General features: G+C 64.9%; 25 protein-coding genes and 1 riboswitch. Of the genes, 6 read left to right on the top strand and 19 right to left on the bottom strand.

Features of this window, described 5'->3' with window-relative positions:
- Positions 1-27: 27 nt before the first annotated feature.
- The 12 genes from gcvP to idi form a co-directional block, all read right to left on the bottom strand.
- Positions 28-2,880 carry an aminomethyl-transferring glycine dehydrogenase gene (gene gcvP / locus CH276_RS23165; RefSeq protein ID WP_094629436.1) on the bottom strand — a complete coding sequence of 951 codons (2,853 nt, stop codon included), beginning with the start codon at positions 2,878-2,880 and terminating at the stop codon, positions 28-30.
- Between the two features lie 193 nt (positions 2,881-3,073).
- A riboswitch (glycine riboswitch) is annotated at positions 3,074-3,171 on the bottom strand.
- Positions 3,172-3,182: 11 nt separating this feature from the next.
- Positions 3,183-3,740, bottom strand: a complete 558-nt coding sequence (locus CH276_RS23160) for a MerR family transcriptional regulator (protein ID WP_052050517.1) — start codon at positions 3,738-3,740, stop codon at positions 3,183-3,185.
- Between the two features lie 397 nt (positions 3,741-4,137).
- On the bottom strand, positions 4,138-4,611 hold the full coding sequence (locus CH276_RS23155; protein WP_045195099.1) for a bifunctional nuclease family protein: 474 nt from the start codon (positions 4,609-4,611) through the stop codon (positions 4,138-4,140).
- Positions 4,612-4,700: 89 nt separating this feature from the next.
- Positions 4,701-5,438, bottom strand: coding sequence for a transcriptional regulator FtsR (ftsR, locus tag CH276_RS23150; protein ID WP_032398137.1), 738 nt, complete (start codon positions 5,436-5,438; stop codon positions 4,701-4,703).
- On the bottom strand, positions 5,435-5,932 hold the full coding sequence (gene odhI, locus CH276_RS23145) for an oxoglutarate dehydrogenase inhibitor Odhl (protein WP_032398138.1): 498 nt from the start codon (positions 5,930-5,932) through the stop codon (positions 5,435-5,437). The genes ftsR and odhI overlap by 4 nt, the downstream gene beginning before the upstream one ends.
- 213 nt (positions 5,933-6,145) lie before the next feature.
- Positions 6,146-6,550, bottom strand: coding sequence for a glycine cleavage system protein GcvH (gene gcvH, locus CH276_RS23140; protein ID WP_045195096.1), 405 nt, complete (start codon positions 6,548-6,550; stop codon positions 6,146-6,148).
- A 41-nt stretch (positions 6,551-6,591) separates the two neighbouring features.
- Positions 6,592-7,341 (bottom strand): DUF881 domain-containing protein, encoded by a 750-nt coding sequence (locus CH276_RS23135; protein ID WP_094629435.1) that lies wholly within the window; start codon positions 7,339-7,341, stop codon positions 6,592-6,594.
- A gap of 3 nt (positions 7,342-7,344) precedes the next feature.
- Positions 7,345-7,773: a small basic family protein gene (locus tag CH276_RS23130; protein ID WP_094629434.1), complete on the bottom strand. Its 429-nt coding sequence runs from the start codon at positions 7,771-7,773 to the stop codon at positions 7,345-7,347.
- A complete protein-coding gene (locus CH276_RS23125) occupies positions 7,770-8,585 on the bottom strand; it encodes a DUF881 domain-containing protein (protein WP_254923954.1) in 816 nt (271 codons plus the stop codon). Before CH276_RS23125 ends, CH276_RS23130 begins: the two co-directional genes overlap by 4 nt.
- Before the next feature lie 65 nt (positions 8,586-8,650).
- On the bottom strand, positions 8,651-9,253 hold the full coding sequence (locus CH276_RS23120) for a CDP-alcohol phosphatidyltransferase family protein (protein ID WP_094629433.1): 603 nt from the start codon (positions 9,251-9,253) through the stop codon (positions 8,651-8,653).
- 60 nt (positions 9,254-9,313) lie between these two features.
- Positions 9,314-9,949 carry an NUDIX hydrolase gene (locus CH276_RS23115; protein ID WP_094629432.1) on the bottom strand — a complete coding sequence of 212 codons (636 nt, stop codon included), beginning with the start codon at positions 9,947-9,949 and terminating at the stop codon, positions 9,314-9,316.
- Between the two features lie 27 nt (positions 9,950-9,976).
- Positions 9,977-10,585 carry an isopentenyl-diphosphate Delta-isomerase gene (idi, locus tag CH276_RS23110; RefSeq protein ID WP_032398143.1) on the bottom strand — a complete coding sequence of 203 codons (609 nt, stop codon included), beginning with the start codon at positions 10,583-10,585 and terminating at the stop codon, positions 9,977-9,979.
- A gap of 44 nt (positions 10,586-10,629) precedes the next feature.
- Between idi and CH276_RS28625 the strand changes: the two genes are divergently transcribed.
- From CH276_RS28625 to CH276_RS23100, 3 genes are all read left to right on the top strand, one after another.
- Positions 10,630-10,788 (top strand): hypothetical protein, encoded by a 159-nt coding sequence (locus CH276_RS28625; protein WP_176459400.1) that lies wholly within the window; start codon positions 10,630-10,632, stop codon positions 10,786-10,788.
- A 103-nt stretch (positions 10,789-10,891) separates the two neighbouring features.
- Complete coding sequence (locus CH276_RS23105) at positions 10,892-11,152, top strand: BatC protein (protein ID WP_094629431.1); 261 nt, start codon at positions 10,892-10,894, stop codon at positions 11,150-11,152.
- A complete protein-coding gene (locus tag CH276_RS23100; RefSeq protein ID WP_094629430.1) occupies positions 11,149-12,411 on the top strand; it encodes a cupin domain-containing protein in 1,263 nt (420 codons plus the stop codon). The genes CH276_RS23105 and CH276_RS23100 overlap by 4 nt, the downstream gene beginning before the upstream one ends.
- 6 nt (positions 12,412-12,417) lie before the next feature.
- On the opposite strand, the gene CH276_RS23095 is transcribed toward CH276_RS23100, so the two are convergent.
- Together CH276_RS23095 and CH276_RS23090 are read right to left on the bottom strand one after the other, a co-directional pair.
- Positions 12,418-13,179 (bottom strand): SDR family NAD(P)-dependent oxidoreductase, encoded by a 762-nt coding sequence (locus tag CH276_RS23095; RefSeq protein WP_032398146.1) that lies wholly within the window; start codon positions 13,177-13,179, stop codon positions 12,418-12,420.
- Positions 13,180-13,206: 27 nt separating this feature from the next.
- Positions 13,207-15,003 (bottom strand): acyl-CoA dehydrogenase, encoded by a 1,797-nt coding sequence (locus CH276_RS23090; RefSeq protein WP_094629428.1) that lies wholly within the window; start codon positions 15,001-15,003, stop codon positions 13,207-13,209.
- Between the two features lie 341 nt (positions 15,004-15,344).
- On the opposite strand from CH276_RS23090, the gene car reads away from it, so the two are divergent.
- Positions 15,345-18,872, top strand: coding sequence for a carboxylic acid reductase (gene car, locus CH276_RS23085; protein ID WP_094629460.1), 3,528 nt, complete (start codon positions 15,345-15,347; stop codon positions 18,870-18,872).
- Positions 18,873-18,914: 42 nt separating this feature from the next.
- On the opposite strand, the gene CH276_RS23080 is transcribed toward car, so the two are convergent.
- The 4 genes from CH276_RS23080 to CH276_RS23065 are packed head-to-tail and all read right to left on the bottom strand — an operon-like array spanning position 18,915 to position 23,781.
- A complete protein-coding gene (locus tag CH276_RS23080) occupies positions 18,915-20,495 on the bottom strand; it encodes a regulator (RefSeq protein ID WP_094629427.1) in 1,581 nt (526 codons plus the stop codon).
- Positions 20,496-20,503: 8 nt separating this feature from the next.
- Complete coding sequence (locus CH276_RS23075; RefSeq protein WP_045195078.1) at positions 20,504-21,217, bottom strand: cysteine hydrolase family protein; 714 nt, start codon at positions 21,215-21,217, stop codon at positions 20,504-20,506.
- Entirely contained in the window at positions 21,214-23,049 is a 1,836-nt protein-coding gene (gene atzF, locus CH276_RS23070; RefSeq protein ID WP_094629426.1) for an allophanate hydrolase, read from the bottom strand. The genes CH276_RS23075 and atzF overlap by 4 nt, the downstream gene beginning before the upstream one ends.
- Positions 23,050-23,106: 57 nt before the next feature.
- Positions 23,107-23,781, bottom strand: a complete 675-nt coding sequence (locus CH276_RS23065; RefSeq protein ID WP_045195076.1) for a GntR family transcriptional regulator — start codon at positions 23,779-23,781, stop codon at positions 23,107-23,109.
- A gap of 102 nt (positions 23,782-23,883) precedes the next feature.
- On the opposite strand from CH276_RS23065, the gene CH276_RS23060 reads away from it, so the two are divergent.
- Positions 23,884-24,180: a DUF503 domain-containing protein gene (locus CH276_RS23060; RefSeq protein ID WP_094629425.1), complete on the top strand. Its 297-nt coding sequence runs from the start codon at positions 23,884-23,886 to the stop codon at positions 24,178-24,180.
- 17 nt (positions 24,181-24,197) lie between these two features.
- On the opposite strand, the gene CH276_RS23055 is transcribed toward CH276_RS23060, so the two are convergent.
- The gene (locus tag CH276_RS23055) at positions 24,198-24,761 is read right to left on the bottom strand and encodes a dihydrofolate reductase family protein (protein WP_032398152.1); all 564 of its coding nucleotides are present in this window, start codon (positions 24,759-24,761) and stop codon (positions 24,198-24,200) included.
- A 79-nt stretch (positions 24,762-24,840) separates the two neighbouring features.
- On the opposite strand from CH276_RS23055, the gene CH276_RS23050 reads away from it, so the two are divergent.
- Entirely contained in the window at positions 24,841-25,992 is a 1,152-nt protein-coding gene (locus tag CH276_RS23050; protein ID WP_094629424.1) for an NAD(P)/FAD-dependent oxidoreductase, read from the top strand.
- Position 25,993: the final 1 nt, after the last annotated feature.

The raw sequence follows: 25,993 nt of genomic DNA, 5'->3' as shown, positions 1-25,993 counted from the left end.
GTAGACGTGGCGGGCTCTGTTCCAGGCTCAGGCGAACGCCTCGATCGGTGGGCACGAGCACACCAGGTTGCGATCACCGTGTGCACCGTCGATGCGTCGCACCGCGGGCCATACCTTCGGACGGTCGTAGCCCGCGGGGTAAGCAGCGAGTTCCCGTGAATACGGGTGATCCCATTCGGCGGCCAGGCTCCGAGCGGTGTGCGGTGCGCCTCGAAGTGGGTTGTCCTCGACGGTCCATTCGCCCGATCCGACGCGATCGATCTCTCCCCTGATGGCGATCATCGCATCGCAGAACGCGTCGATCTCCTCGAGGTTCTCGCTCTCGGTCGGCTCGACCATCAGAGTTCCGGGCACCGGGAAGCTCATCGTGGGCGCGTGGAAACCGTAGTCCGCCAATCTTTTCGCAACGTCGTCGACAGTGACTCCGGTGTCCTTGGTCAACCCTCGCAGATCGAGAATGCACTCGTGGGCGACCATGCCGTTGTCGCCGGTGTACAGAACCGGGAAGTACTCGTCGAGGCGGCGGGCGATGTAGTTGGCCGACGCGATGGCAGTCAACGTCGCCTGCCGAAGTCCCGTCGCACCCATCATCGCGATGTAGGCCCAGGTGATCGTCAGGATCGAGGCACTGCCGTACGGGGCACCGGACACCGTCGGTCCCGAACCGAGCTGTGGGGCCAGTGGATGCCCCGGCAGGTACGGCTGCAGATGCGACCGCACACCGATCGGTCCCACACCGGGCCCGCCGCCTCCGTGCGGGATGCAGAATGTCTTGTGCAGGTTCAGGTGGCTGACGTCGCCGCCGAATCGGCCGGGGCGCGCCAGACCGACGAGGGCGTTGAGGTTGGCACCGTCGACGTACACCTGACCGCCTGCGTCGTGGACCGCTGCACAGATCTCGGAGATCTCGTGCTCGTACACACCGTGGGTCGAGGGATAGGTGATCATGATCGCGGCGAGGGTGTCGGCGTGCTCGGCGATCTTGGCGCGCAGGTCGTCGACGTCGACGTCACCGTTGGGACGGCAGGCCACAACGACGACGCGCATACCCACCATCACCGCCGAGGCTGCGTTGGTGCCGTGGGCACTCGACGGGATCAGGCAGACGGTGCGTTCGGCGTCGCCGTTGCCGAGGTGGTAGCGACGTATGGCGAGCAGTCCCGCGTATTCGCCTTGGCTGCCTGCATTCGGCTGCAGGCTGACCGCGTCGTAGCCGGTGATGTCCACCAGCCACCGTTCCAGGTCGGCGATCACCCTCAGCAGACCGGGCACGTCCGAGGACGGAGCGAAGGGGTGCTGACGGGCGAACTGCGGCCAGGTGATGGACTCCATCTCCGCGGTTGCGTTCAGCTTCATCGTGCACGAACCGAGCGGAATCATGCTGCGATCGAGAGCGATGTCCTTGTCGGACAACGCGCGCAGGTAGCGCAGCATGGCCGTCTCGGTCCGGTACCGGGTGAACGCCGGGTGCGTGAGGTATTCCGAGGTGCGCGTCATGTTCGCCGGCAACGACTCGGCTCCGGCACCGGCGGTTTCTGCACCGAACGCTGCGAGTGCGTTCGCGATGTGCTCGGGTGTCGTCGCCTCGTCGCACGCTACGGCGACGTGGTCGGCGTCGACCAACCGCAGATTGATGCCGCGTTGCTTGGCATCGTCGACGACGGCCTCGGCCCTGCCCGGGATCGACGCGAGGACGGAGTCGAAGAATTCCGAGTGCACCACGTCGATGCCTGCCTCTCGCAGACCTGCGGCCACGTTTCGAGCATGCACATTCACCCGAGTCGCTATGGCCCGCAATCCGTCTGCGCCGTGGTAGCTGGCGTACATCGCGGCGACGATGGCCAGCAGGACCTGAGCGGTACAGATGTTGGAGGTCGCCTTCTCGCGGCGGATGTGCTGCTCGCGGGTCTGCAGCGCCAGACGGTAGGCGCGGTGGCCGTCCGCGTCGAGCGAGACCCCGACCAGTCGGCCGGGTAGCTGACGGGAATGACCTGACCGCACTGCGAGGTAGCCGGCGTGCGGTCCGCCGTAGCCCATCGGGACACCGAACCGCTGGGTGGTTCCGAAGCAGACGTCCGCGCCGATCTCACCGGGCGGAGTCACCACGGTGGCGGCCAGCAGGTCCACTCCCACGGCAACCAACGCGCCACGTTCGTGCGCGGCCTCGATGGTCGCCGTGTGATCGACCAGACGGCCCGATGCTCCCGGCAGCTGCGCCAGCACACCGAAGAATTCCCCGTCGGGCAGGCCGTCGGCCAGATCGGCGTAGACCAGTTCGATCCCCAACGGCTCGGCGCGAGTAGCCAATACGGCCTCGGTCTGCGGAAAGATGTCGGAATCGACCAGTAGCCGAGGGGACTTGGAAGCTCTGTTCGCGCGCCGCATCAAGGTCATGGATTCGGCGGCGGCCGTCGACTCGTCGAGCATCGACGCATTCGCCACGTCCATGCCGGTGAGGTCGGCGACCATGGTCTGGAAGTTCAGCAGTGCTTCCAGCCGCCCCTGGCTGATTTCGGGCTGATACGGCGTGTACGCGGTGTACCAGGCCGGATTCTCCAGAATTCCCCGGGTCAGCACCGGCGGGGTCAACGTGTCGTAGTACCCGAGGCCGATCATCGACGTCGCCACGGTGTTCTGCCCGGCGAGCTCGGCCAGTGCGGCGAGTACCTCGTGCTCGCTCAGGGCAGGCGGCAGTGTTGCCATGCCCTCGGGAACGCCGTCGACCACGGTGTCGAGGATGGACGACGGAACGGCCTTGCGGGCCAGCTCGTCGAGACTGTCGACGCCGATCGTGTCGAGGATGCGGACCAACTCGGTGGCGTCGGGGCCGATGTGGCGGTCGACGAAAGTGTGTGCGGACGAGGCGGTTCGGTCGGTCACGATGTGCTCCCAGGTGCCGGAAAGACGAGGCGTCGGACGACCGAGGCATGCGCTCCGGCCGCTCCTCCCCCTCTGTCGTGTGCCCGCTGACGCGCGCGCCTGAGAGATTCGGTCGGACACGGCGCGCCAGACAAGCGCGCCGGCACCTTTCCCCTTGGGCGGGTGGGTGCTCCCACCACTTTCCAGAGTTGTCGAAGCCCACACGGTCCGTGTGCCTGAGAGATTGACGGGGAGGTGTTGCTCCTTCGGCGTCCGAGACTGGGTGCCTCGGAACTCTCCCGCGCGGGCGCGACGAGGAAAGTCTAGCCGGTCTTGCGGCTCGCGCGATTCTTGCGGCGCGACGCCAGCTCGTCCTCGGGGCTCGACTGGCTTTCACCGCCGTCGGCTCGTTCGGCCGGGAAGTCGGCGATGGTGCCGGTGAGCTCGCGCATCGCGCCGTTCACGGCGATACCGAACACGCCCTGCCCGCCTTGGAGGAGGTCGACCACTTCTTCTGCCGACGTGCACTCGTACACGGTGGTGCCGTCCGAGAACAGCGTGATGTTGGCGAGGTCGCCCACACCGCGCTGGCGAAGGTGGTCGACGGCGACGCGGATGTTCTGCAGCGAGATGCCGGTATCGAGCAGGCGCTTGACGATCTTGAGGACGAGCATGTCCTTGAACGAGTACAGCCGCTGGCTTCCCGACCCCGCTGCGCCGCGGATGGATGGCACGACCAGCCCGGTACGGGCCCAGTAATCGAGCTGGCGGTACGTGATGCCGGCGATCTGGCAGGCACTCGGCACGCGGTAGCCCACGAGTTCGTCGGGCACGGAGTCGTCGGGGAACAATCCCGGTTGAATGTCCTGGGGCGCTTCGATTCGGGCGTTCGACGCCTGGTCGGAGGTGTCGACCCGAGCATCGGCACCGACGGGCGTGTCCTCGGTCCGGCCTGCGGCTGCGGACTCTCGACTGCCGTGATGCTGCTGCGGCTGATCTCCCACTGACTGCTCCCTCTCGGATGTCTCACTGCGTTCGGATCGAGTCAGTACTGCGATCCGTCCGAGACACTGGAGATGTCTCGGTGTACTCGCGTGAAGTCATACCGTGTACCAGGCCAGAGTACGCCTCGGCAGCTGTCGAAGAGGCGTGAACTGCACCGGATCGGACCAGCAGCGGCGATGAACTTCACTGGCACGAACGTTATGGGGACGATCGTGCAGATTCAACGCAACGCGCCGTAAACCTGAACCTAAAGTTGAGGTTGAGACTCTTCTGTTACCCGTCGGTGGCTTTGAAGTCGTCGGGAGACACGGATTCGAGGAACTCCTTGAACTTCTCGACCTCGTCCTCGCGCTCGTCGGGCATGATCAACCCGGCTTCGGCCAACACGGGCTCCTCGGCGAAGATCGGCACCCCGGCCCGAAGTGCGATGGCAACCGAATCCGACGGCCGAGCGGAGACTCTGATGTCCTTGTCGAACACCAGATCGGCGTAGAAGGTGCCCTCCTGCAGATCGACGATGCGCACCTCCTTGAGCTGGTGCCCCAGTGCCGAGATCAAGTCCTTGACGAGATCGTGGGTGAGGGGCCGAGCAGGTTGGACGCCCTGCTGCTCCAAAGCGATTGCAGCAGCCTCTGTTTGACCGATCCAGATCGGGAGGTACCGGTCGCCGTCGGCCTCACGCAACAGCAACACGGGCTGGTTCTGCGGTTGTTCGACACGAATACCGACCACACGCATCTCACTCATCGTGTCTGCCTCTCAACTCGAGAAATCCGGACTGCGCTGAAGACCGGCTCAGCCCAGTCTATTGGAATTCGAAACGACACGAGAGCGCGTCACCGGTCGAGCGCACCGCGCACCGCCGCTTTGACGAGACAGGTGTGCAAGGTCAAGGACAGTGCGGCCAACTCACGGATCATTTCCTCCGCGCGATCGCGCGCACCGGCGTCTCGGCCCTTGGCAACGGGTCCGGCGATCTGCGCAACCAACCCGGCTTCGCGGTCCGCCGCGAGCTTGAACGCTCGAAGGTGGCGCACTTCGAGACCGAACTGCAACATCGCGTGTGCGGTTCGGGCGAGCGTCACCGCTCCGTCGTCGTAGAAACCGGCCTGCCCGGGAGTGATCAGACCGGCTCGCAGCAGCTCGGTCAGAAACGCATCGTCGATCCCCGCCTGAGCGAGTAGGTCTGCCTTGGCGATACGAACCTCTCGATCGGGCAGAAACTCCTCGGGCGACACCTCACCGGCAGCGACCGTGAGCGACCGCGGACGCTTGACCGTCGCGTCGGCCCGTTCCACGGTGGCGACCCCGTGGTCGATGGCTTCGAGCTGTTCCTTGATGACCTTGAGCGGCAGGTACTGATCGCGCTGCGCGGTCAGTACGAAGCGCAGACGCTCGCAGTCCGCGATGGAGAACCGTCGGTACCCCGAGGGTGTGCGCTCCGGCGAAATCAGACCCTCGGCTTCGAGGAATCTGATCTTCGAGATGGTGACATCAGGAAAGTCGGGCCGAAGTCGATCGAGGACGGAGCCAATCGACATCCCCCCGTTGGACTGCTGCCCGACGGCGGTCACTGGCTTCCCGCACCCGCAGACGTGTCGCCGACCTGAGATCCGTTGCCACCGCGCGGTCCGGTGAGGAACACCAGCCGGAACTTGCCGATCTGGACCTCGTCACCGTTTGCCAGCACGGCCGAGTCGACCGGCTCCCGGTTGACGTACGTGCCGTTGAGGCTGCCGACGTCCACGACCTGGAAGTCGTCCTCGTCCTGCCGGAACTCGGCGTGCCGACGGCTGACGGTGACATCGTCGAGGAAGATGTCACTGTCGGGGTGCCGACCGGCCGAAGTGGTCGGCTGGTCGAGCAGGAACCGTGACCCGGCGTTGGGTCCCCGCTTGACGACGAGCAGCGCGGCACCGACAGGCAACCCCTCGACACCCGATACCGGAGCTTCGGTGCTCTGGGTGGCCGCGGAGTTGTCCAGCTCCTGCAGGAAATCCGCGCGGAAGACCGAGGTGGTCTCTGCCGGTGACTCCCCGTAGTTGCTGTCGTTGTCGTTCTGGCTCACCGTTACTCCTTCTCAGTCCGTTCACCCGAGGCAGCGATCGCCGCGGGTAACGCAGTACATGGTCTTCACATCGGGTGTTGCTTGGCGTTCGGTGGTGCGTAGCGTCGTACAGCTTGCTGGACCTTCGCCCCGACAGGGTATTCGCTCGGTGTCGACCGTACCCTGCGCGGCGGGGGCCGTGTGGCCTGTTGGCCGGTGTCGACAGCCGGCCGATCACTCGGCCGTGATGAGAGCATATCCGGCGGCATCGAGCATCTGCGCCAGTGCCGCGTCCAACTCCTCCGGTGTCGAAACCTCGAGGTCGATCAGCCAGCCTCCCGTGTAGGGGCCCGAATTCACCTTCTCCGGTTCGCCGTCCAGATCCTGGTTCACGGCAACCACTTTCGCGGTCAGAGGGCTGAACACGTCGGAGACACTCTTGGTGGATTCGACCTCGCCGAGAGATTCACCCGCGGTGACGGTGTCACCGATGGAGGGAAGCTGAACGAACACCACGTCGCCCAACTGCGACTGCGCGAAATCGGTGATACCGATCCGCACCGTTGCAGGCCCCGTGCGCTGCACCCACTCGTGCTCGGGGGTGTAGTACAGATCAGCTGGTGTGTCGATGTCGCTCAACGCGGCATTCCCTTCGATCGTGGCCCGGGGCAATCAGGCGGTCAGTTTCCGGGCTGAGCGTATTGACGCGGGCGCGGGTCCCGCAAGGCGGACACCGTGACCTGGTCCGACTGCGCGATGTTCGTCGTTGCACCGTTGCGAGTCACCGTGTCCACGACCCCGCCGGGAATGTTCAGTGCCGATGCGAGAGTCGGCGGGTCTCCGATGGCAGTGAAGGTGTACGGGGCACGCAGTTCTCGCCCGTCGACCACCACCCGACCCGCAGAACCGGCGATCCACGAGTCGACACCGATGCGCACGGCATTGCCGCCGCCCTCGAGCTGGAGTGCTTCGGCACCGGCCGCGCGCAACTCCTGCATCGCGTCGAGCAGCACGTCCGATCCGATGCCCGAATTGGGGTCCTCGATCACCACTGTCACGCCTGGCCCCTGGGCCGCAACGGTGCCGACTTGAATCGACAACGCGGACAGTCGCTCCTGCGCTTCCGCCACTGCTGCCTCCGATCCCGAACCGGACTGACGCAGTGTCGCCAAGGTGGCCTGCAGGGTGCCGATCTCGTCCCGGATGGACGCCTCGCGTCGGGTCAGGGTGTCCAGGACGACCAGAAGGTCCTCGGGCCGGGAGTTCTCCAGGCCATCGGTCGTGCTCGTCTCTCGTACCTGCGTTGCCAGGCCGATTCCCAGGACGCACAGCAGCGCGAGCGCCAGTAAACCGAATACCGCTCCGCGCCTTCGCCCTTCTGCCTCGGGACGCCGCGCACGCCATCCGTGTCGACCGCCGCCTGCCGTCATGGTTCAGGCACCGAACAGACGTCGGCGTAGTGCGGCAGCATTGCCGAAGATACGAATTCCGAGGACGACGACGATTGCCGTGGACAGCTGAGTTCCCACTCCGAGCTGGTCACCGAGCCACACGATCAAGGCCGCGACCAGGACGTTGAACACGAACGAAATCACGAACACCTTGGCGTCGAAGATTCCGTCGAGGAAAGCCCGTACACCACCGAACACTGCGTCGATGGCCGCGACGACGGCGATCGGCAGATACGGCGCAACCACAGCGGGAACCTGAGGACCCGCGACCGTCCCGATGACGACGCCGACCACCAGTGCGGCGATCGCTGCGAGGGCATAGACACCGTGGGTCGGAGTGATCGGCGCATCGGACGGCACCTGCACCTCGGACTCGGCAGGTACGGCATTCGGTGGATCGTGCTCCGTCATCGTGGGCCTGCCTCCTCTGCCTCGAACGACTCTCTCACAGCAGCGGGACCGAGTTCGAGATCGGTTGCCGGGCGCACCGTGAATCCGACGCCGTACAACTGCGCCACCGTACTCATCCGCAGATAGGCGTCGCTGACGACGAACTGGACCTGAATACGCTGCGGCGGCCCGATCGCGTCGATCTCGTACGGTGAGTCGATCGGGCGATTGTCCAGCAGCATCGCCCCACCCGCCTGCCGGATGGTGACGTTCGGTCCGACTCGAACACCGTCCACCGATACCGCCTCCGCCCCACTCGCCCACAACGAATTGACGATCGCAGCGATGTCCCGATCGAGCACGGCTGCGCCCGAACCCCGGCGAACCGACCGATCCGACGTGTCGTCCTCGACAACCGGTTCGGTGACGACGACCGAGAGCCCAGGTCCGGACACCCGATCGATGCCAGCAGCGGACTCGACAGCACTCAACCGTTCCAGCAGCGCACTGCCCGAGACATCGGACCGAAGGGCTCTCTCACGCTCCGAGGACACTTCTTCGGCCAGGGCCTGCTGCGTCACTTCCAAATCGGCGCTGCGATCCTGCGCGGCTCGAACAGCAGCCGACGCATCGGCACCCGCACGGTCGACATCGGCTGCACCGGACGCCAGTTGCGAGAACGCGATGCCGAAGATCACCCCGACGACGACGGCACCCCCCAACAACCAGAACGCCGCAGGAACCCGCGGCTTGCGGGTGTGCTGCGCAGTACGTTCGGCGGCCGCTGCGTCGTATCCCGGGTCCAGATGGTCGGTCAGCAACGACGTCAACAACGACGGGACCGGATTCCTCCTGACCTGTGAACTCGACCGCCCTGGTCGTTCCGCGGGCTCCACCGTCAGGTGCCGGCAACAGTCGGATCGATTGCCCTGGCGACGGCGATCGCTTTGCCGAGATACAGCAGACCGGTCCAGGTGTACAGCGCCGTGCCCCAGATCAGCAACGCGTATCCGAGCGGTCCCGCGGCGTCCGCCACCGAATTGCTGCCGGCCGATACCAGCAGGACCGGCAGCGCGATCATCACCACGAACGTGGCGGCCTTACCGAGATAGATGACGTCCGGAGGCGGAAGAGACCTGCGGCGGTAGACGAACATCGTCAATCCGAGCACGGCGTCGCGCCCGATGAGTATGGCCGCAACCCACCAGGGAATGATGCCGCGCAGAACGAACGCCACCAGAGTGCTGACGACGTAGAGCCGGTCGACCAGCGGATCGAGAATGGCACCGAGCTTCGATGCCTGGCCGAGCATGCGAGCCAATTTGCCGTCGAGCCAATCGGTTCCACCGCTGACGAGCAGTATCACCAACGCCCACCCATCGGCCTCGGGGCCCAGCATCAGGTAGAGGAACAGCGGAACGCCCAACAGACGGATTGCGCTGAGCAGGTTGGGAATGGTCGCGATGCGATCCGATACCTCGAGCTCACGGTCGTTCGTCATCGGCGATCACCTCCTTGTCGTCCTGCTCGCCGCGGTGTGCGCACCGGGCCTGCGGCCACGTTAGCGCCACGCGAACACCGGCTGCTCGAAGTCCGCGACTCGGGTGTGTCGACCGTGCAGCGCCACCTCACGAAACTGGTGGACGATCGCACCGGTCGGAGCGTGGATGGCCCCGGTTCGGTACGGCCAGCGAATGACCGGACGCGTCGATTCCGGAATCGACACGAACTGGGCGTCGACGTCGAGTTCGTCGACCGTCACCTCGAACACTTCGGCCACCTCGTCCTCACTGGGCAACAACGTGGACGAGTAATCGCCGACCCACACCACGAACGGAGTGATGACATACCCGGATCGAGTGACGTAGTCGTCCAACCTTCCGAGAACGTCGGTCTCCTCGGCTCGAATCCCCAACTCCTCGGCCAGTTCCCGCAAACAGGCCTGCATCGTGGATTCGCCCGGGTCCACCCCGCCGCCGGGCAACGCGTACTGGCCCGGATGCGCGCGCAACCGATCCGGCCGCCTCGTCAAGAGCATGCGCCTGTCCCCCGGCGGTCCACCGACCGCAACGGCGACGGCAGCGGCGCGCAGTCCGCCGAATTCGGCGGTGCGATGAGAGAAACGGCCGAGTTCGCGCGCGATGGACGCCCGATCGAGCAGGTCCTCGTTCGGCCTACCCGAATCGTCGTCAGTCACAGTACGAACCCTAGAGGCCCGACGAGATCAGCGGGTATCGGCGGGCCGGGCGGCGGGTGGTAGCAGGTCGTCCGGCGACGCAGGCCAGCCGAGTGGCTCGTCGGCCAGAGCGGCCAACTGCTCCACCTGCGTTCGGCACCAAGGTGATACATCGATCGTGCCGCCGAGCACCCCTGCGGAGAACTCACGCCACGACACCCACCGAGTCTCGTCCACCTCGGCCGGATCCGGATCGAGTGTCGCGTGCTCGTCGACTTGCACTCGGTACACCGGACATATCTCGTTCTCGACTATTCCGTTGTCCATGACGGCCCGGTACCGGAAGTGCGGCAGTACCAACTCGGCGGATTCCGCACGAAGGCCGAGTTCTTCACCGATCCGGCGCAGTACGGCATCGTCGAGCTTCTCTCCCGGAGCCGGGTGGCCACAACACGTGTTGGTCAGCACCCCGGGCCACGTTGTCTTGCTCGACGCCCTACGCGTGAGAAGAACAGCGCCGTCCGCTCTGACCACGTAGCTGGAAAATGCCAGGTGAAGTGGCGTGTCCAGCGTGTGAACGGTGGTCTTGTCGTGTGTGCCGACGGCACGGCCTTCGTCGTCGAGCAGCACCACGTGCTGCGCTCGGGATCGATCCATCGTTCCATGGTCCCACGGCCTTGGCGGCGGTCTACTGTCGAACCATGGGACGCGACGAGAACACCGACAACGAGAACCCGACCGAGTCCGAGAAGACCTCGGACACGCCGAAGGGCGGCCGACCAGGGCCCGTCGACGGCGGCGGCGGAGGCGGGATGGCGACGCGGGAGAACGCGCCCGAGATCGCCGACGACTCTGCCTGAGATTCACGGCGCGACCGCTGTTTGAGAAGCAGAGTTTGCGTCAATACCCCCGGTGTTCTCGCGCTGCGCGGGCACACGAACCGTTACGACCGGAAGGACTTCGATGAGCATCAACGACGACGACATCACCACCACCACGGGCGGAGCCGCAGGCGAAGGACCCGCAGACGGCGGATCGAACCCCGGTGGTCATGACGGCGGAGCAGACGGCCCCGCCGGAGCCGGTGAAGGGCCGGCCGACGGTGGATCCAATCCTGACGGACACGACGGCGGAGCAGACGGCCCCGCCGGTGCGGGCGAGGGCCCGGCCGACGGCGGATCCAACCCCCATGGGCACGACGGCGGTGCGGACGGCACCGCTTGAGCACTGAGCCGAGCGGCGAGCGCGGATCGGGAAACCGGTCCGCGCTCGGTCGTCTCACCGGTACCGACTTCGGGGAGTTCGCAGACCGGTTCTGGGGAGTCGCACCCAAACTCACCCGATCCGCCGCACTGCCGGGGTCGTTCGACGATCTGATGACACTCGACGCAGTGGACGAGCTGATAGCCGAACGCGGTGTGCGTACCCCGTTCGTGCGGATGGCCAAGGACGGCCGTCTGCTGGACAAAGCGCAGTTCACGGCCTCCGGCGGGTTCGGAGCAGAGGTGACGGATCAGGTGGATTCGGGTGCGGTGCTGGCTGCGTTCGCTGCCGGGAACACACTGGTTCTGCAGGGCCTCCACCGGCTGTGGCCACCGCTGATTCATTTCGTCGGCGATCTCGTTCGCGAGCTGGGTCATCCGGTGCAGGTGAACTCGTACGTCACACCGGCTGCGTCCCAGGGCTTCTCACCGCACTACGACGTGCACGATGTGTTCGTCGTCCAGATCGCGGGGACCAAGCGGTGGAGCATTCACTCGCCGGTGCACGTGCATCCGCTCAACAATCAACCGTGGTCGGATCGACGGTCGGCCGTCGAAGACCATGCATCGAACACTCCCGAACTGGACGTCGTCCTCGAGCCCGGCGACGTGCTCTATCTGCCGCGCGGGTGGATCCATTCTGCGCAAGCGCTCGGCGACACCACCGTGCACTTGACCATCGGCGTCGCGTCGTACAACGACTATGACCTCGCCCACCACGTGCTGAAGGCGCTCGGCGACGTCGAGAGTCTGCGTGCTCCCCTCCCTGCCGGCCTCGACCACTCCGACCCGGAGTCCATCGTCCCGCATGTACACCGAGTTGTGGACGCCATGCGCGCCGCGCTCGACGAGATCGACCGAGACCCCGACGCGGTACGTCGTCTCGCCGAACGCGTCGCAGATCGTCACGACGACCTCGTCAGACCGGAACCGGTCCGTCCACTGGCGAGCGTCGCAGCGATGGGTGCGCTGCGGGGCGACAACTCGATTCGATTGCGGCCCGGCATCTTCGCGCGGATCTCGCACACGAACGACGGCGTATCGATGGTGCTCAGGAACAAAACGATCACGCTGCCGTCTCAGTGCGCCGACGCGATCGAGAGCCTGATGAAGGGCGCTCCGTGCCGCCTCGATTCGATGCCGGGCCTCGACACCGAGGACGCATGCGTGGTTGCGCGCAGACTGATCCGCGAAGGGATCGCGGTGACGGCAACGTCGTAGCAGCGGTCAGGTGATCGTGATCCCACCGTCGACCGCGATGGTCTGACCCGTCACGTATCCCCCGGCGTCCGAAGCGAGCCAGATCGCGGTTGCGGCCAGCTCTTCCGGATCACCCTTGCGTCCGAGGATCATTCGCGGAGCCATCGAGTCGAGGTATCCAGGCCGGTACGAGTCCGTCATCTCGCTCTGGAAGAATCCTGGCGCAATCGCGTTGACCCTGATGCCTTTACGTGCGCCCCACTGCTGTGCGAGATCGCGGGTGAGGCCGACGATGGCCGCTTTGCTGGCGCTGTAGGCCGCCTGCGGTAGGCCCGCCGTCGTCAGCCCCAGAATGCTCGAGATGTTCACGATCGAACTGCCGGGTGCCATCACCCGTCCACAGGCCTGAGCTGCCCAGTACGAACCGTTCAGGTTGATGTCGATCACCGAGCGGAACTGCTCGGGCGTCTCACGAGTTGCCGGATAGGCCGTGCCGACTCCTGCGTTGTTGATCAGCACGTCCACCTTCCCGAACTCCGCCATCGCGGACTCGACCATCGCGGTGCACTGATCCGGGTCGACCACGTCGGTGGCGACCGTGATCGAGCGCCCTCCGACGCTGTCGATCAACTCGGCGGTCTGCGCCAACTTGTCCACTCTCCGTGCGGCGAGCACCACATCCGCTCCCGCCTCGGCGGCTGCTTTGGCGAAGGCCACGCCCAGTCCGGAGGATGCACCGGTGACGATGACGACGCGACCGTCCAGGCGGAATTTGTCCAAGATCGACATATGTATGAATCTCCTTGTGACTGTTGATCAGAACCAAGCGGGTGACATATCGAGGGTGGTGCGGTCCAGCTTCGCCAACAGGTCGAGTTGGACGTCCACCTTCGGCAGTTCGTAGACGTAGAAGTATTTTGCTGCGGAACGCTTTCCGTCGTAGAAGTCTCCGGTCTTCGTGCCGACGGCCAGCAACTGCTCGAGCCACATCCAGGCGATGACCGTGTGCCCCATCGCCTCCAGGTACGCCGTGGAGTTCGCCAGTGCCACAGCGGCATCGCCGGTGCCCCACACCGCAGCGGTGACCTCGACGATTCTGCCGACGCGTGCGTGCAGTTCGTCCGCGTAACGAGCAGCGTCACCACCTTCCGAGTGCGCCCGGTCGACTGTCTGTCCGATGTGTTCGGCCAGCAGAGCCAATCCAGCGCCGCCCTGCATGATCACCTTCCGCCCGAGCAGATCCAGACCTTGAATACCGTGTGTGCCTTCGTGAATCGGGTTGAGTCGATTGTCGCGGTAGTGCTGTTCGACGTCGTAGTCGCGGGTGTATCCGTAGCCGCCGTGCACCTGAATGGCCAGACTGTTGGCTTCGAGGCACCACTGCGACGGCCAGCTCTTGGCGATCGGCGTCAGTACGTCGAGCAGCAACGTCGATCGTGCTGCTTCGGCGTCGTCGGACGCAGAGTCCTGATGATCGACCAGGCGCGAACAGTAGAGTCCGAGCGCCAGCGCCCCTTCGACGTAGGACTTCTGCGCCAACAACATTCGCCGAACGTCAGCGTGTTCGATCAGCGCGACCGCAGGTGCAGCCGGATCCTTGGCACCGAGTGGTCGGCCCTGCGTACGGGTCTTCGCATACTCCACCGACTTCAGGTAGCCGACGTAGCCGAGGGCTATCGCAAGGAATCCGACGCCGATCCGCGCTTCGTTCATCATGTGGAACATGTACGACAATCCGCGGTTCTCCTCGGCGACGAGGAAGCCGACCGCTCCGGGTTGCCCACCGGGAGAGTGGGTTCCGTCGCCGAACGCCAGCAGCGTGTTCGTGGTGCCGCGGTTGCCCATCTTGTGATTGAGTCCGGTGAGCACGATGTCGTTGCGCTCGCCCGTACCCCCGTTGCCATCGGGAAGGAATTTGGGAACGATGAACAGGGAGATTCCCTTGACCCCCGGCGGTCCGCCCGGCGTCTTGGCGAGCACCAGGTGAACGATGTTCTCGGTCAGTTCGTGATCTCCACCCGAAATCCACATCTTGGTGCCGGTGATTCGGAAGCTACCGTCGTCCTGCGGTACTGCCTTGGTCGTGATGTCGGCCAGTGACGAACCGGCCTGCGGTTCCGACAGACACATGGTGCCGAACCAGCGCCCGTCCAGCATCGGCCGGACGTAATCTCGCACCTGATCCGGTGTGCCGTACGCCGCGATCAGGTTGGCGTTGGCCATGGTGAGAAACGGGTACGAGGAGGTCCCGGCGTTGGCGGCCTGGAAGAACGCCATCGCTGCCCGGGAGACGGTCGCTGGCAGTTGCATGCCGCCGATCGACTCGTCGAACTGCCCGGCGATCAAACCCGCCGACGCATAGACATCGAGCGCTGCCTTCACTTCCGGTATCAGCTCCACCGAACCGTCCGCGTTCATCGTCGGCTCCTGCGCGTCCGCCTTCTTGTTGTGCGGCGCGAAGTGCTTGCGGGCGATATCCGCGCTGAGATCGAGGACCGCGTCGAAGGTCTCCTTCGAGTGCTCTGCGAACCGAGGTCGAGCAGTCAGTGCCGCCACGTCCAGCCATTCGTACAGCAGAAAATCCAGGTCGCGTCGCGAGAGGACGTCCGACATTCACTTCTCCGATCGAGAGGGGGCACCGCCACCGCATGGGTCGTTCCGAAGGTTCCACTCCTGCGTGAGCGCTGTGACGCACGTGACTACTTTCCTCACCATACAAGTCGCGTTTCGACGGCCACGCCGAGCGTCGCGACAAACGGTCCTGGCTGCGGGCGGTCGACCGGGGCAATGTCGAAAGCCGCAGCCGGGCAGACATTTACGGCGAATCGGACTATGAGCAGCATCACGATTCAAAAAAGCCACATCGGCATATGCTTACCTTTGATAACGATATTTGATCGAGCAATCGACAGCGCCCGGCTGTTCCGGTGCGCATCGTCGGAGGGGAGTCGAGCATGACGCACACACTGGCCGTCGACAGCGAACGTGACCGAGAGATCAGAGGGTGCGATCGCTTCACCGAGCTCCACCGGATCGATGACGAGTTCCGAGCCGCCGAACCGGACAGCGCAGTGGCCGACGCCGCCCAGGAGTTGTCGCCCAACCTGGCCCGCGTGGTTGCCGAGATCATGACGCGCTACTCCGATCGGCCGGCACTCGGCCGCCGGGCCCGCGAGATCGCACGAGTCGACGACACGAACACTCTCCGCCTACTCCCGCGCTTCGAAACCGTCACCTACGGCCGAGCCTGGAACGACGCGGGTGCACTGGCATCGGCATTGACGCACGACGCATTCGGTATCGCTTCGGGAGACTTCTTCGCAACCCTGGGATTCGCGAGTGCCGACTACGTCGTCGCGGAACTGGCCACGATTCGGCTCGGCGCAATCGCCGTTCCGCTGCAGGCCGGTGCCACCGCGGGCCAACTCTCGGCCATCGCCGCGGAAGTCGAGCCCGTCGTCCTGGCAGCCGATGTCGACAATCTGTCCGTCGCGGTCCAGGTTGCCACGCATTGTCGATCCATCCGAAGAATCGTCGTCCTCGATTACGACGGTGCGATCGACGCACACACACAGATCATGGAGACCGCGCGCAGCGTTGCCGAACAGGCGGGAGTCTTCGTTCGTCCGCTCACCGAGTTGGTTCGCGACGGGGCGCAACTACCGTCGGTTCCCCTACCCGATGCCGAGGATCCCGACCGACTCGCGACACTGATCTACACCTCCGGCAGCACCGGAACCCCCAAGGGAGCGATGCACACCGAGCGAATCGTGTGCGGAGCCTGGACCGGCGCCTGGCACCACACCGGAGCTTCCTCCGAGTCCACGGACGGGCCTGCCTTCCCGGTCATCACTCTCGACTATCTTCCGATGAGTCACCTGGCCGGCCGTGGCCTCGTCTTCTCGACTCTTGCAGCAGGCGGCACCGTCCACTTCGCCGGGGCGAGCGACCTGTCGACCCTGTTCGAGGATTTCGCGCTCGCTCGGCCCACGATGGCACTGTTGATCCCGCGGGTCTGCGAGATGATTCGGCACAACGTTCTTGCCGAGATCGACCGGGAAACCGAACGGACTGCCGGTGGCGACGCCGACAGGATGCGACGAGAAGTGCTGGAGCGCAACAGGATCGAACAGTTCGGCGGTCGCGTCCTCGCAGCGATGGTCGGTACCGCGCCGATTGCCGACGAGGTGAAGGACTTCGTCTCCGAGCTGCTCGATATTCGGGTGCGCGACAACTACGGCTCCACAGAAGCCGGAATGGTGTTGCACGACGGCGTCGTCCAGCGGCCGCCGGTGATCGAATACAAGCTCGACGACGTACCCGAACTCGGCTACTTCTCCACCGACACACCGCATCCGCGCGGCGAGCTCCTGCTCAAGACGACCTCCATCATTCCCGGTTACTACAAGCGCCCGGACGTCACGGCCGACGTCTTCGACTCCGAGGGCTTCTATCGCACCGGGGACGTCGTCGCCGAGATCGAGCCGGACCGACTCGCCTACGTCGACCGACGCAAGAACGTTCTGAAACTGGCTCAGGGCGAGTTCGTCGCGCTGGCGCGCCTGGAAGCCCTGTTCGGTACCAGCGAGCTGGTGAATCAGATATTCGTGTACGGCAACAGCCAGCGGGCATACCTTCTGGCAGTTGTCGTACCGGCCGACCCGGACACGACTGCGGGTTCGGTCATCGAATCGTTGCAGCAGATCGCACGCACGGAAGCGCTGAATTCGTACGAGATTCCACGTGAAGTAGTCATCGAACACGACCCGTTCACGCAGGAGAACGGACTCTTGTCCGGGGCAGGTAAGCAACTGCGACCCAAACTCGTCGAGCGCTACGGAAAAGAACTCGAACGTCGCTACGCGGAACTCGAGACCGGTCAGAACGATCGCCTACGCGAACTCAGGCGTACCGGTGCCGATGCCCCCGTTCTGACCACCGTCGGCGACGCGGCCCAGGCCCTGCTGGGATGCGCCGGGTCCGATATCCGACCCGACGCGCACTTCAGCGACTTGGGCGGAGATTCGTTGTCGGCGTTGACGTTCTCCACGCTTCTCCGTGAGATCTACGATGTCGATGTTCCGGTCGGAGTGATCACCGGGCCTGCCATGGACCTGGCAGCGCTGGCCGAGTACATCTCATCGGCCCGGGACAACGATTCCGACACAGCGACGTTCGCCTCGGTGCACGGCCGCGGTGCCGATGTGGCACGAGCCTCCGACCTGCGTCTGTCAGCTTTTCTCGACGACGCCCTTCTCGACGCCGCACACCGAATTGCCGGCCCGAGAGAACGGACCGGCACGGTCTTGCTCACCGGCGCCAACGGATACCTCGGTCGTTTCCTTTGCCTGGAATGGTTGGGGCGCATGGCCGAGACCGGCGGAAAGGTGATCTGTCTGGTGCGCGGGCGCTCCGATTCCGACGCGCGAGCTCGACTCGATGCGGCGTTCGACAGTGGAGACGCACGACTGTCGGAGCGCTATCGAACCTTGGCCGACGCCGCACTCGAGGTCGTGGCGGGCGATCTCGGGACACCTCACTTCGGCCTGGACCGCGACAGTTTCGAGGCACTGGCCGAACGGGTGGATCGCATCGTCCACCCGGCCGCGCTCGTCAACCATGCCCTGCCGTACGAGCACCTCTTCGGACCCAACGTCGTCGGCACGGCCGAGATCATCCGGCTGGCGCTGACCGACCATGTCAAGCCCGTGACCTATCTGTCGACGGTGGCCGTCGCAGCGGGCGTCGAGGAATTCCGAGAGAACGGCGACATCCGCGTCGACAGCCCATCGCGGGCGGTGGACGATTCGTACGCCAACGGCTACGGCAACTCCAAGTGGGCCGGTGAAGTGCTGTTGCGCAATGCGTTCGACGAATTCGGACTGCCCGTCTCGGTCTTCCGCTCGGACATGATTCTGGCGCACAGCACATGGACGGGCCAGCTCAACGTGCCGGACGTGTTCACGCGTCTGATCCTGTCGGTCGTTGCAACCGGTCTGGCTCCACACACGTTCTACGCCACCGACACCGGCGCGCCCACCGACGAGAAGGGGCGCCCGCTGGCCCACTACGACGGGCTGCCGGCCGATTTCAGTGCGTCGGCCATCACGTCGATCGCAGGTGGTGATACCTCGGGCTACCGAACCTTCGACATCCTCAACCCACACGACGACGACATCTCACTCGATACGTTCGTCGACTGGATCCGGGATGCAGGTCGCGACATCGAGATCGTCGAGAACTACGACGAATGGTTCGAGCGTTTCAACGCTGCAGTCGAGGCTCTGCCGGAGAAGCAGCGTTCGCACTCGCTGCTCCCGTTGATCGACTCGTACGCACGTCCGCAACACCCGTCGTCCGGAGCGATTCTGCCTGCCGACGAGTTCGCCTCCGCCGTCGGGGACATTCCGCATCTCGGACGCGAACTGATCGAGAAATATCTCTCCGATCTGGTGGCGCTCGAGCTCGTGAGCACACGCTAGAGCAGTTCCCGGTGCGGGCCGTACGGCCCGCACCGGGAAGCACTACTCGCCGACCGGTTGCGGCTCGCCCGTCGGCTTCGAAGCCGGAGTCAGCCGCGAGTACGCCAGACACACCAGTCCGAAGAACAGATAGCCCAGGGCGACTTGGGGATTGGCTGCCCACCCCACCTCGTGTGAATGAATCAGACCGACCCACGACAGTGCCGCGGCCACCCCACCTGCTGCGGCGGCAGCGAGAAACCGTTTGTCGAGAACGAACGTGACGATGGTGCCCAGCATCAGTCCGGCGAGTACCGCACCGGATCCGAACGTCTTCAGCCCGTCGTACACGACACCCGCCTGACCCAGTGCCTCGCTCCCCACTTCCGTCGCCGATGTACCTGCGGCGCTGAGCGCGTTGTCGATCAGGCCCACCGCCCACTCCGCGAGGTTGGGTAGCAGTGCCACCACCACCGCGATGGCGTGCAGCTTCGGCACCGACTGAAATGCCTGGGCACCGATCAGCAGGCCGATGTACAGCAGAATCGGGACGATCGCGGGTATCGGAAGCAGCGTGGCCAATAGACCGAAGAGCCCGAGAAAACACATCAGGCCGATCGCGATGCCCGACGCGAGCGAGTAGCCGGTCCGTCCGCCTGCGTCTTTCCAGCCCGGATGGCCGATGTAGACAGCGGGCGGGAACGGCGATCCGAAGGCAGATCCGACGACCGCTCCGAATCCGTCTGCGAGCAGCACACTGCGGAGGTTGTAGTTGTCTCCCGCAGCGGACGCGCTCTCGACGTTGCTCATCGCCTCGGTGAAGTTGTAGACACCCAGAGGAATTGCGGTCGCGAGCAGCGGAGCCAGGTTACCGAGACCGTCGAGAAGCAGATCGAGGCGCAGATCGGGAAGCCCGAGTGCGATATTGCCGGCAGCCTCGGTCACGTCCGGCACCGACATGTATCCGCCGATCCAGCCGATAGCCGTGCCTACCAGAAGCGCGGCGAGACCGACCGGAATGTTGCCGGGCAGTTTCACGTCCGTGAAGAAGCCGATGAGAATGATTGCGAGAACGGGCAACCCGATCCAGGCGGCCTCCCACATCTGCGCGGCCGGGCGCATCGCGATGAACGTGATCGAGATGCCGGCGAGTGTGCCGAGCATCGCCGCGCGGGGGGTGATCCTGCGAATGTAGGGTCCGACGAACGCTCCGATCATGACGATGATGCCGATCATGAAGGCCCAGGCGAGCCCCGCCGCCCAGGCCTGCATCGCGTCACCCGTCGCCAGGTAGACCGGAAGCATGACCACGAACACGACGATGAACATGTGCGGGACGCTCGGACCGTACGGAAGCGCCGTCACATCGGTTCGGTTCTCGCGCTTGGCGAGCCGACGAGCGAGAACCATGTAGTACAGGTTCCCCAGGATCAGGGCGATCCCGAGGGCAGGCAGCAGGGTCCCGAGGACGTCGCTTCCTGGAATTCCGACCACCGCGATGCTCAGTGTGGTCAGGGTGAGCACGTTGACGAGAATGTTGAAGCCGAGTCCGAAGAATGCGTTGGTGTCGCCCTTCGTCCACCACGCGAGGGTGAGCGAGGACGAAGAGCCTGCAGCGGGTGAGTCTTTCACGTCCATGGTCATGTTCGGTCCTATCGACTTGCCGAGGTGGGGACGAGTGCAACCAACGCGGCCTCGACGTCCTCCGACGGCGCGGTCCAACCGAAAATGCCGCCTTGAGCCGAGATCATCTCGAGGCCCACGCGCTGAAACTCCGGGAAGTACGAACCGACACAGTCCGTCACGACGAGGCATTCGTATCCTCGATCGTTGGCCTCGCGAACCGTGGTGTGCACGCACACCTCGGTCGTCACACCGGTGACGAGCAGGGTGGTGATTCCGGCGCTCGTGAGGATCTCGGAGAGCTCGGTGGCGTAGAACGCCCCTTTGCCGGGCTTGTCGATGACGGTCTCACCTTCGAGTGGCGCCAGTTCGTCGACTATGTCGTGACCGTACTCACCGCGAACGAGGATGCGACCGAACGCTCCCGGATCGCCGATGCGCTGCGATGGTGTGCCGCGGCGTAATTTCGCCGGCGGGCAGTCCGAAAGGTCCGGTAGGTGCCCCTCCCTGGTGTGGATCACGGGTATCCCCGCTTCCCTGGCCACTGCGATGAGACCTGCGAGTGGTTCGATCACGGATCGGAGCAGGCCGACATCGTTGCCGAGGCTCTCCCCGAACCCTCCGGGGAGCAGAAAATCCCTCTGCATGTCGATCACGAGCAGTGCCGTCGTCGTGGGATCGATGGTGAACTCCGACGGAGACGCCGACGGTATCGACGTTTCCGGTGTCTGTGCTGAGGTCATGAGATCTCCTGTGCTGCAATGGAAGTATCGTGAGCAGAATTGATCGCCCGGGAATATGCCCGCCAGCCACCGAACTCGCTGATGTCGTCGACGGTGTGCCGATGCGCGCCGGTCTGGACAGTCGCGTCGCAGACGTAGCCGAGAACGTCGGAACCGTCGGCCAGCAGTACTCGTCCCAGAGCGAGCACCGCTGGCATTCTGCCCGCGAGTACCGCAAGAGAAGCGGCGGGCAGACGCCACCTCTCCACGTCGATTGCGCTGCCGCCGAGAGGAACTCGCAACAGTCCGGGTGTCGGGTCGGTGGTTCCGATCCGAAGCAGTGTGTACGTCGGCGCGGTGGACGTCGCCTCGACCAGGGCCCCACCGAGCTCGAGCAGCTGCGGGTTGGCGCGCTCCCCCGACAGGTGGTGCCCGGCAACGACGATGTCGATGGTCTCGAGGGTCGACCCTTCGGCTGCTGCGGGATGCGGTGGAACGGCACGCCGTTCTCCGAGCAACCGGGCCGCGACCGCGAGGATCATATCGTCGGCCAGCGCAGGCCCGATCACCATGAGGCTGACCGGTCGACCGTCCTGGGTGAGCCCGACGGGAACCGCTACGGCCGTCAGGTCGAGAAGGTTTCCGAAGTGGGTGTAGTGACCGAGCTTCGTATTGCACGCGACGGGGTCTGCGAGTACCTCCGGCACGGTGAAGGTGGTGCCGATGGTCGGCACGATCATCACGTCCATCGACGTCCAGAGCCGAGAGACACGAGCGCGAAGGTCTTGCAATCTCTGCAGAGCACGGAAGGCATCGACAGCGGTGTAGTTCCGCCCTCCCAGAAAGATCTCGCGGACGACCGGGACGATGGAATCGGGCTTCTCGCTCAGGAATTCGTCGAATTCGACCAGTCGCTCGGCGACCCACGGTCCTTGATACAGCAGCGATCCGGCGTCGAGGAAGGGTGTGAGATCGACTGTGGTGGTCCGTAACCCATGATCGGGAAGCGACAGGCGCGCCACCGAATGCGCATCGAACATGGCCGCGTCGCCGAAGAAGTCCAGCTGCTGCAGGTCCGGTAGTCCGACGGTGATGTCACGCCCGTCGTACTCTTCTCCGCGCGGACGTGACCAACCGTCCGCTGGATCCTCGGCGCACATGATGTCGAAGACGAGTTCGAGGTCCTCGACGGTGGACGCCATCAGGGTGATGCAGTCCAGCGACTTGCACGCGGGGACGAGGCCGACGGTGCTGATGAGGCCGCGCGACGGCTTGTATCCGACGATCCCGTTGAGCGCGGCAGGCACACGACCCGATCCTGCGGTGTCGGTGGCCACACAGAACGGCACCTGCCCGAGGGCGACGGCCAGTGCCGATCCGGAACTGGAGCCACCGCAGATCATGTCGTTGCCGTAGACGCTCCGCGGAATCGCATGGGGCGTGCGAGTTCCGTTCAGCCCGGTCGCGAACTGGTCGAGGCTGGTCTTGCCGACGAAAATGGCGCCCGCGTCGACCAGTGCCTGCACTGCCGGGGCCGTCGAATCCGGCGTGTAGGCGTAGTCGGGACAGGCGAGCGTGGTCGGGTATCCCGCCACATCGATGCTGTCCTTGACTCCGAAGGGAATTCCGTACAGGGGTAGCGACACTGCGTCGGATCGCGCTTCGAGTGCAGCGGCGGCCGCGAGCAATTCCGAACGGCCGACAACGGTGATCCATGTTCCGTCGTCGCCGCGTGCAGCCACGGCGGTCGAGAACGCCTCCACCGTTGCGGTGGGAGTCGATGTGCCGTTTCTGTACGACGCGAGCATCTCGGAGACGGTCGGGCCGAGTGCCGGTCCCAGGTCTGAAGTCATACCGTCGATTGTCGACAGTTTTCTGTTAATGCAGGTTGTTGCCGTGTTTCGAGTCTGTTAGGAAATACTCTCGAGATGCAGGTAGGTCAGCTCGCCATGCTCCTTCAACGCAGCGAGCGCGACCGAGAGGTCGTTCGATTCGATGGCGTCGAGCAACCACTCGTGACGCCTGATCCCATCGATAGGATTGGCGACTCGGGCTTCTTCCCTGAGGTTGCGGGCCATCGGTAGCTGTAACTTCAACAGGATCGGCGCATAGGCCACATCGAGCTGGCGGCTTCCGGCCAACGCCACGATTGCCTCGTGAAAACGCCGGTGAGCGTCGTCCTTCTCGAGAGTGTCCCCCCGCGCATCGGCGTCGCGCATCTCGTCGAGCGCCGCTCTCACCGGCGCGAAAGCACTGTCGGGAGGCGACGCGAGTGGGAGCGCACGCTCGAGCGCATGTCGTTCGAGAACCTGACGCAGCTCGAAAAGTTCGAGAATGTCCTCCGCCGACCACACCGTCACTCGAAACCCGCGACGTGGGAGATGCTCGACCAGACCCTGCTGAGCCAACAGGCGCAACGCCTCACGCACGGGTGCTCGGCTGATCCCGAGTCGCGCGCACAGTGTTTCCTCGACCACGCGCGATCCGGGCTCGAGCGCACCGCTGAGCACCTCGGATCGGACCTGGCGAGTCGCCATTTCGACAAGGCTCGGCGGCAAGGAACCGTGTCCCGCCGGTGCAGCCATGACGCCAGTGTACGAACATGCGCGCCGAATGGCGTGCATCCACGGTATTGCCGGGCCGAGTCGGGGGCCGCTCGCCCACCCCGGCGTTAGACTGGCACGCCTATGTGGATTGGATGGATAGAATTCGACTTCCTTCTCGGAGATGTTCACTCACTCAAAGAGAAGCGCTCCGTGATCCGGCCGGTGGTCTCCGAAATGCAACGCAAGTTCGCGGTATCGGCGGCGGAAACCGATCATCGCGAGTTGCACAGGCGAGCAGGTATAGGCGCGTCCGTCGTAGCAGGCGATCGCGACCACGTCACCGATGTTCTCGACCGAATCGAGCGCGTCGCGGCCTCGCGGCCCGAGCTGCAACTCGTCTCCGTTCGGCGGCGCACCATCCGAAGCGACGACATCTGAACACTCGCCCCGCCGGGTCATCGACGTACGTCGAACACCTGCTTCTGAATTCCGTTGCCGTAGACCTCGTGTTCGATCAGTTCGAGATGCGTGGTGTCCTTGTCGGCCGCGCTGAACAGTCGCTTTCCCGCACCGAGCAGGAGTGGAAAGACGAGCAGGTGGTACCGATCGACCAGCCCGGCGTCGGCGAGACTTCGGCCGAGGGTGGCGCTGCCGTGTATCGAGATCGGGCCACCCTCGGAGTTCCTGAGCTCGGCAACGTCGTCGATACTGCGCAGAACGGTTGCAGGCCAGCGTGAGTCGTCCTGCTCGAGCGTCGTCGACACCACATACCTCGGCATGGCGTTGTACCCCGCGAAATCGTCCATGGTGGGCCAGATCGGCGCAAATGCTTCGTAGGAGGTGCGGCCCAACAGCAGCGCAGTGGCTTCTTCCTGCTCACGTCCTTTGATCTCGTACGCTGCCGGATCGAAGTCGATGCCCTGAAACGTCCACCCGGAGTTGCGATAGCCCACCTCGCCGCCCGGCCCCTCCATCACGCCGTCGAGCGACACGAACGCGGTCACGATCACAGTGCGCATGGACGGTCCTTACCGGTGCTGGGGTGGGTGCCGGAATCGTAAACCATCCTCGCGCCGAATCCGTCGATACCATCGACCGATGATCGCCAGCGACATGTCCCGCCCGGCGTGGGACGACGATCCGATCGTGTCCGGCTGGTCGGGACTGCCCGCACTCGACCATGACCGCACCGCCGACGTCTGCGTCGTCGGCCTGGGAGGCTCGGGTCTGGCCGCCGTCGCAGACCTCCTCGACCGCGGTGTCCATGTGGTCGGAATCGACGCAGGGCGAGTCGCAGCCGGCGCTGCGGGCCGGAACGGCGGCTTCCTGCTCGGTGGTCCTGCGACCTTTCTGCACACAGCACTCGCGACATGGGGTCCGTGCGCGGTGGATCTGTATCGAGCGACTCTGGCGGAGATCGACAATCTGGAAGGGCTTCTCGGACCCGACGTCGTCCGACGCACCGGATCGATCAGGCTCGCGGGAGTCCCCGGTTCTCCGAGCGAGCTCGCCGATGCGGAGGACTGCGACGCGCTGGCACAGTGCTTGCGCGAGAACGACGTTGCCGTCGAGCACTATTCCGGCGCGTTGGGAAACGGCATCTTCCTACCGGACGATGCGGTGATGAATCCTGCGCGTCGCGCGCTCGGGCTGGCATCGATTCTCGCGGGACGCGCTCGACTGTACGAATACACGCCCGCAATCGCCATCGAGCCGGGCGCGGTCACGACGCCGAATGGAGTGGTTCGATGCGGCCTGGTTCTCGTAGCCGTCGACGGTCGACTCGAACAGGTACTCCCCCAGCTCGACGGACGGGTTCGGACCGCCCGTCTGCAGATGCTCGCGACCTCGCCCGTCACCCCGGGGCGACTGCCGTGCCCCGTGTACGGACGATGGGGGTACGACTACGCGCAACAGGACGCGTCTGGACGGCTGTATGTCGGGGGCGGTCGTGACCTCTTCGCCGAGCACGAATGGACACCGTCCGGCGAACCGACCGCTCAGGTTCAGCACTACATCGAGTCGGTCGCGGCATCGTTTGCAGGAGAACCTGTCTCGGTCGATGCACGGTGGGCCGCGTCCGTCGGATTCACCACCGACGGTCGGCCGCTGTGCACATGGGTCGACGACACCGTGATCGCATTCGGTGGCTACAACGGCACAGGCAATCTGGTCGGACCGGTCACCGCTCGCGCCGCCGTGGCGCTCGGGCTCGACGCAAGTCCAGTACCGCAGTATCTGAGCAGCTGAC

The sequence above is a fragment of the Rhodococcus sp. 06-470-2 genome (assembly GCF_002258235.1).
In the GTDB taxonomy this organism is placed as follows: Bacteria; Actinomycetota; Actinomycetes; order Mycobacteriales; family Mycobacteriaceae; genus Rhodococcoides.
The sequence above is the reverse complement of the archived record's forward strand: the minus strand, read 5'-3'. Positions and strand labels throughout refer to the sequence as shown.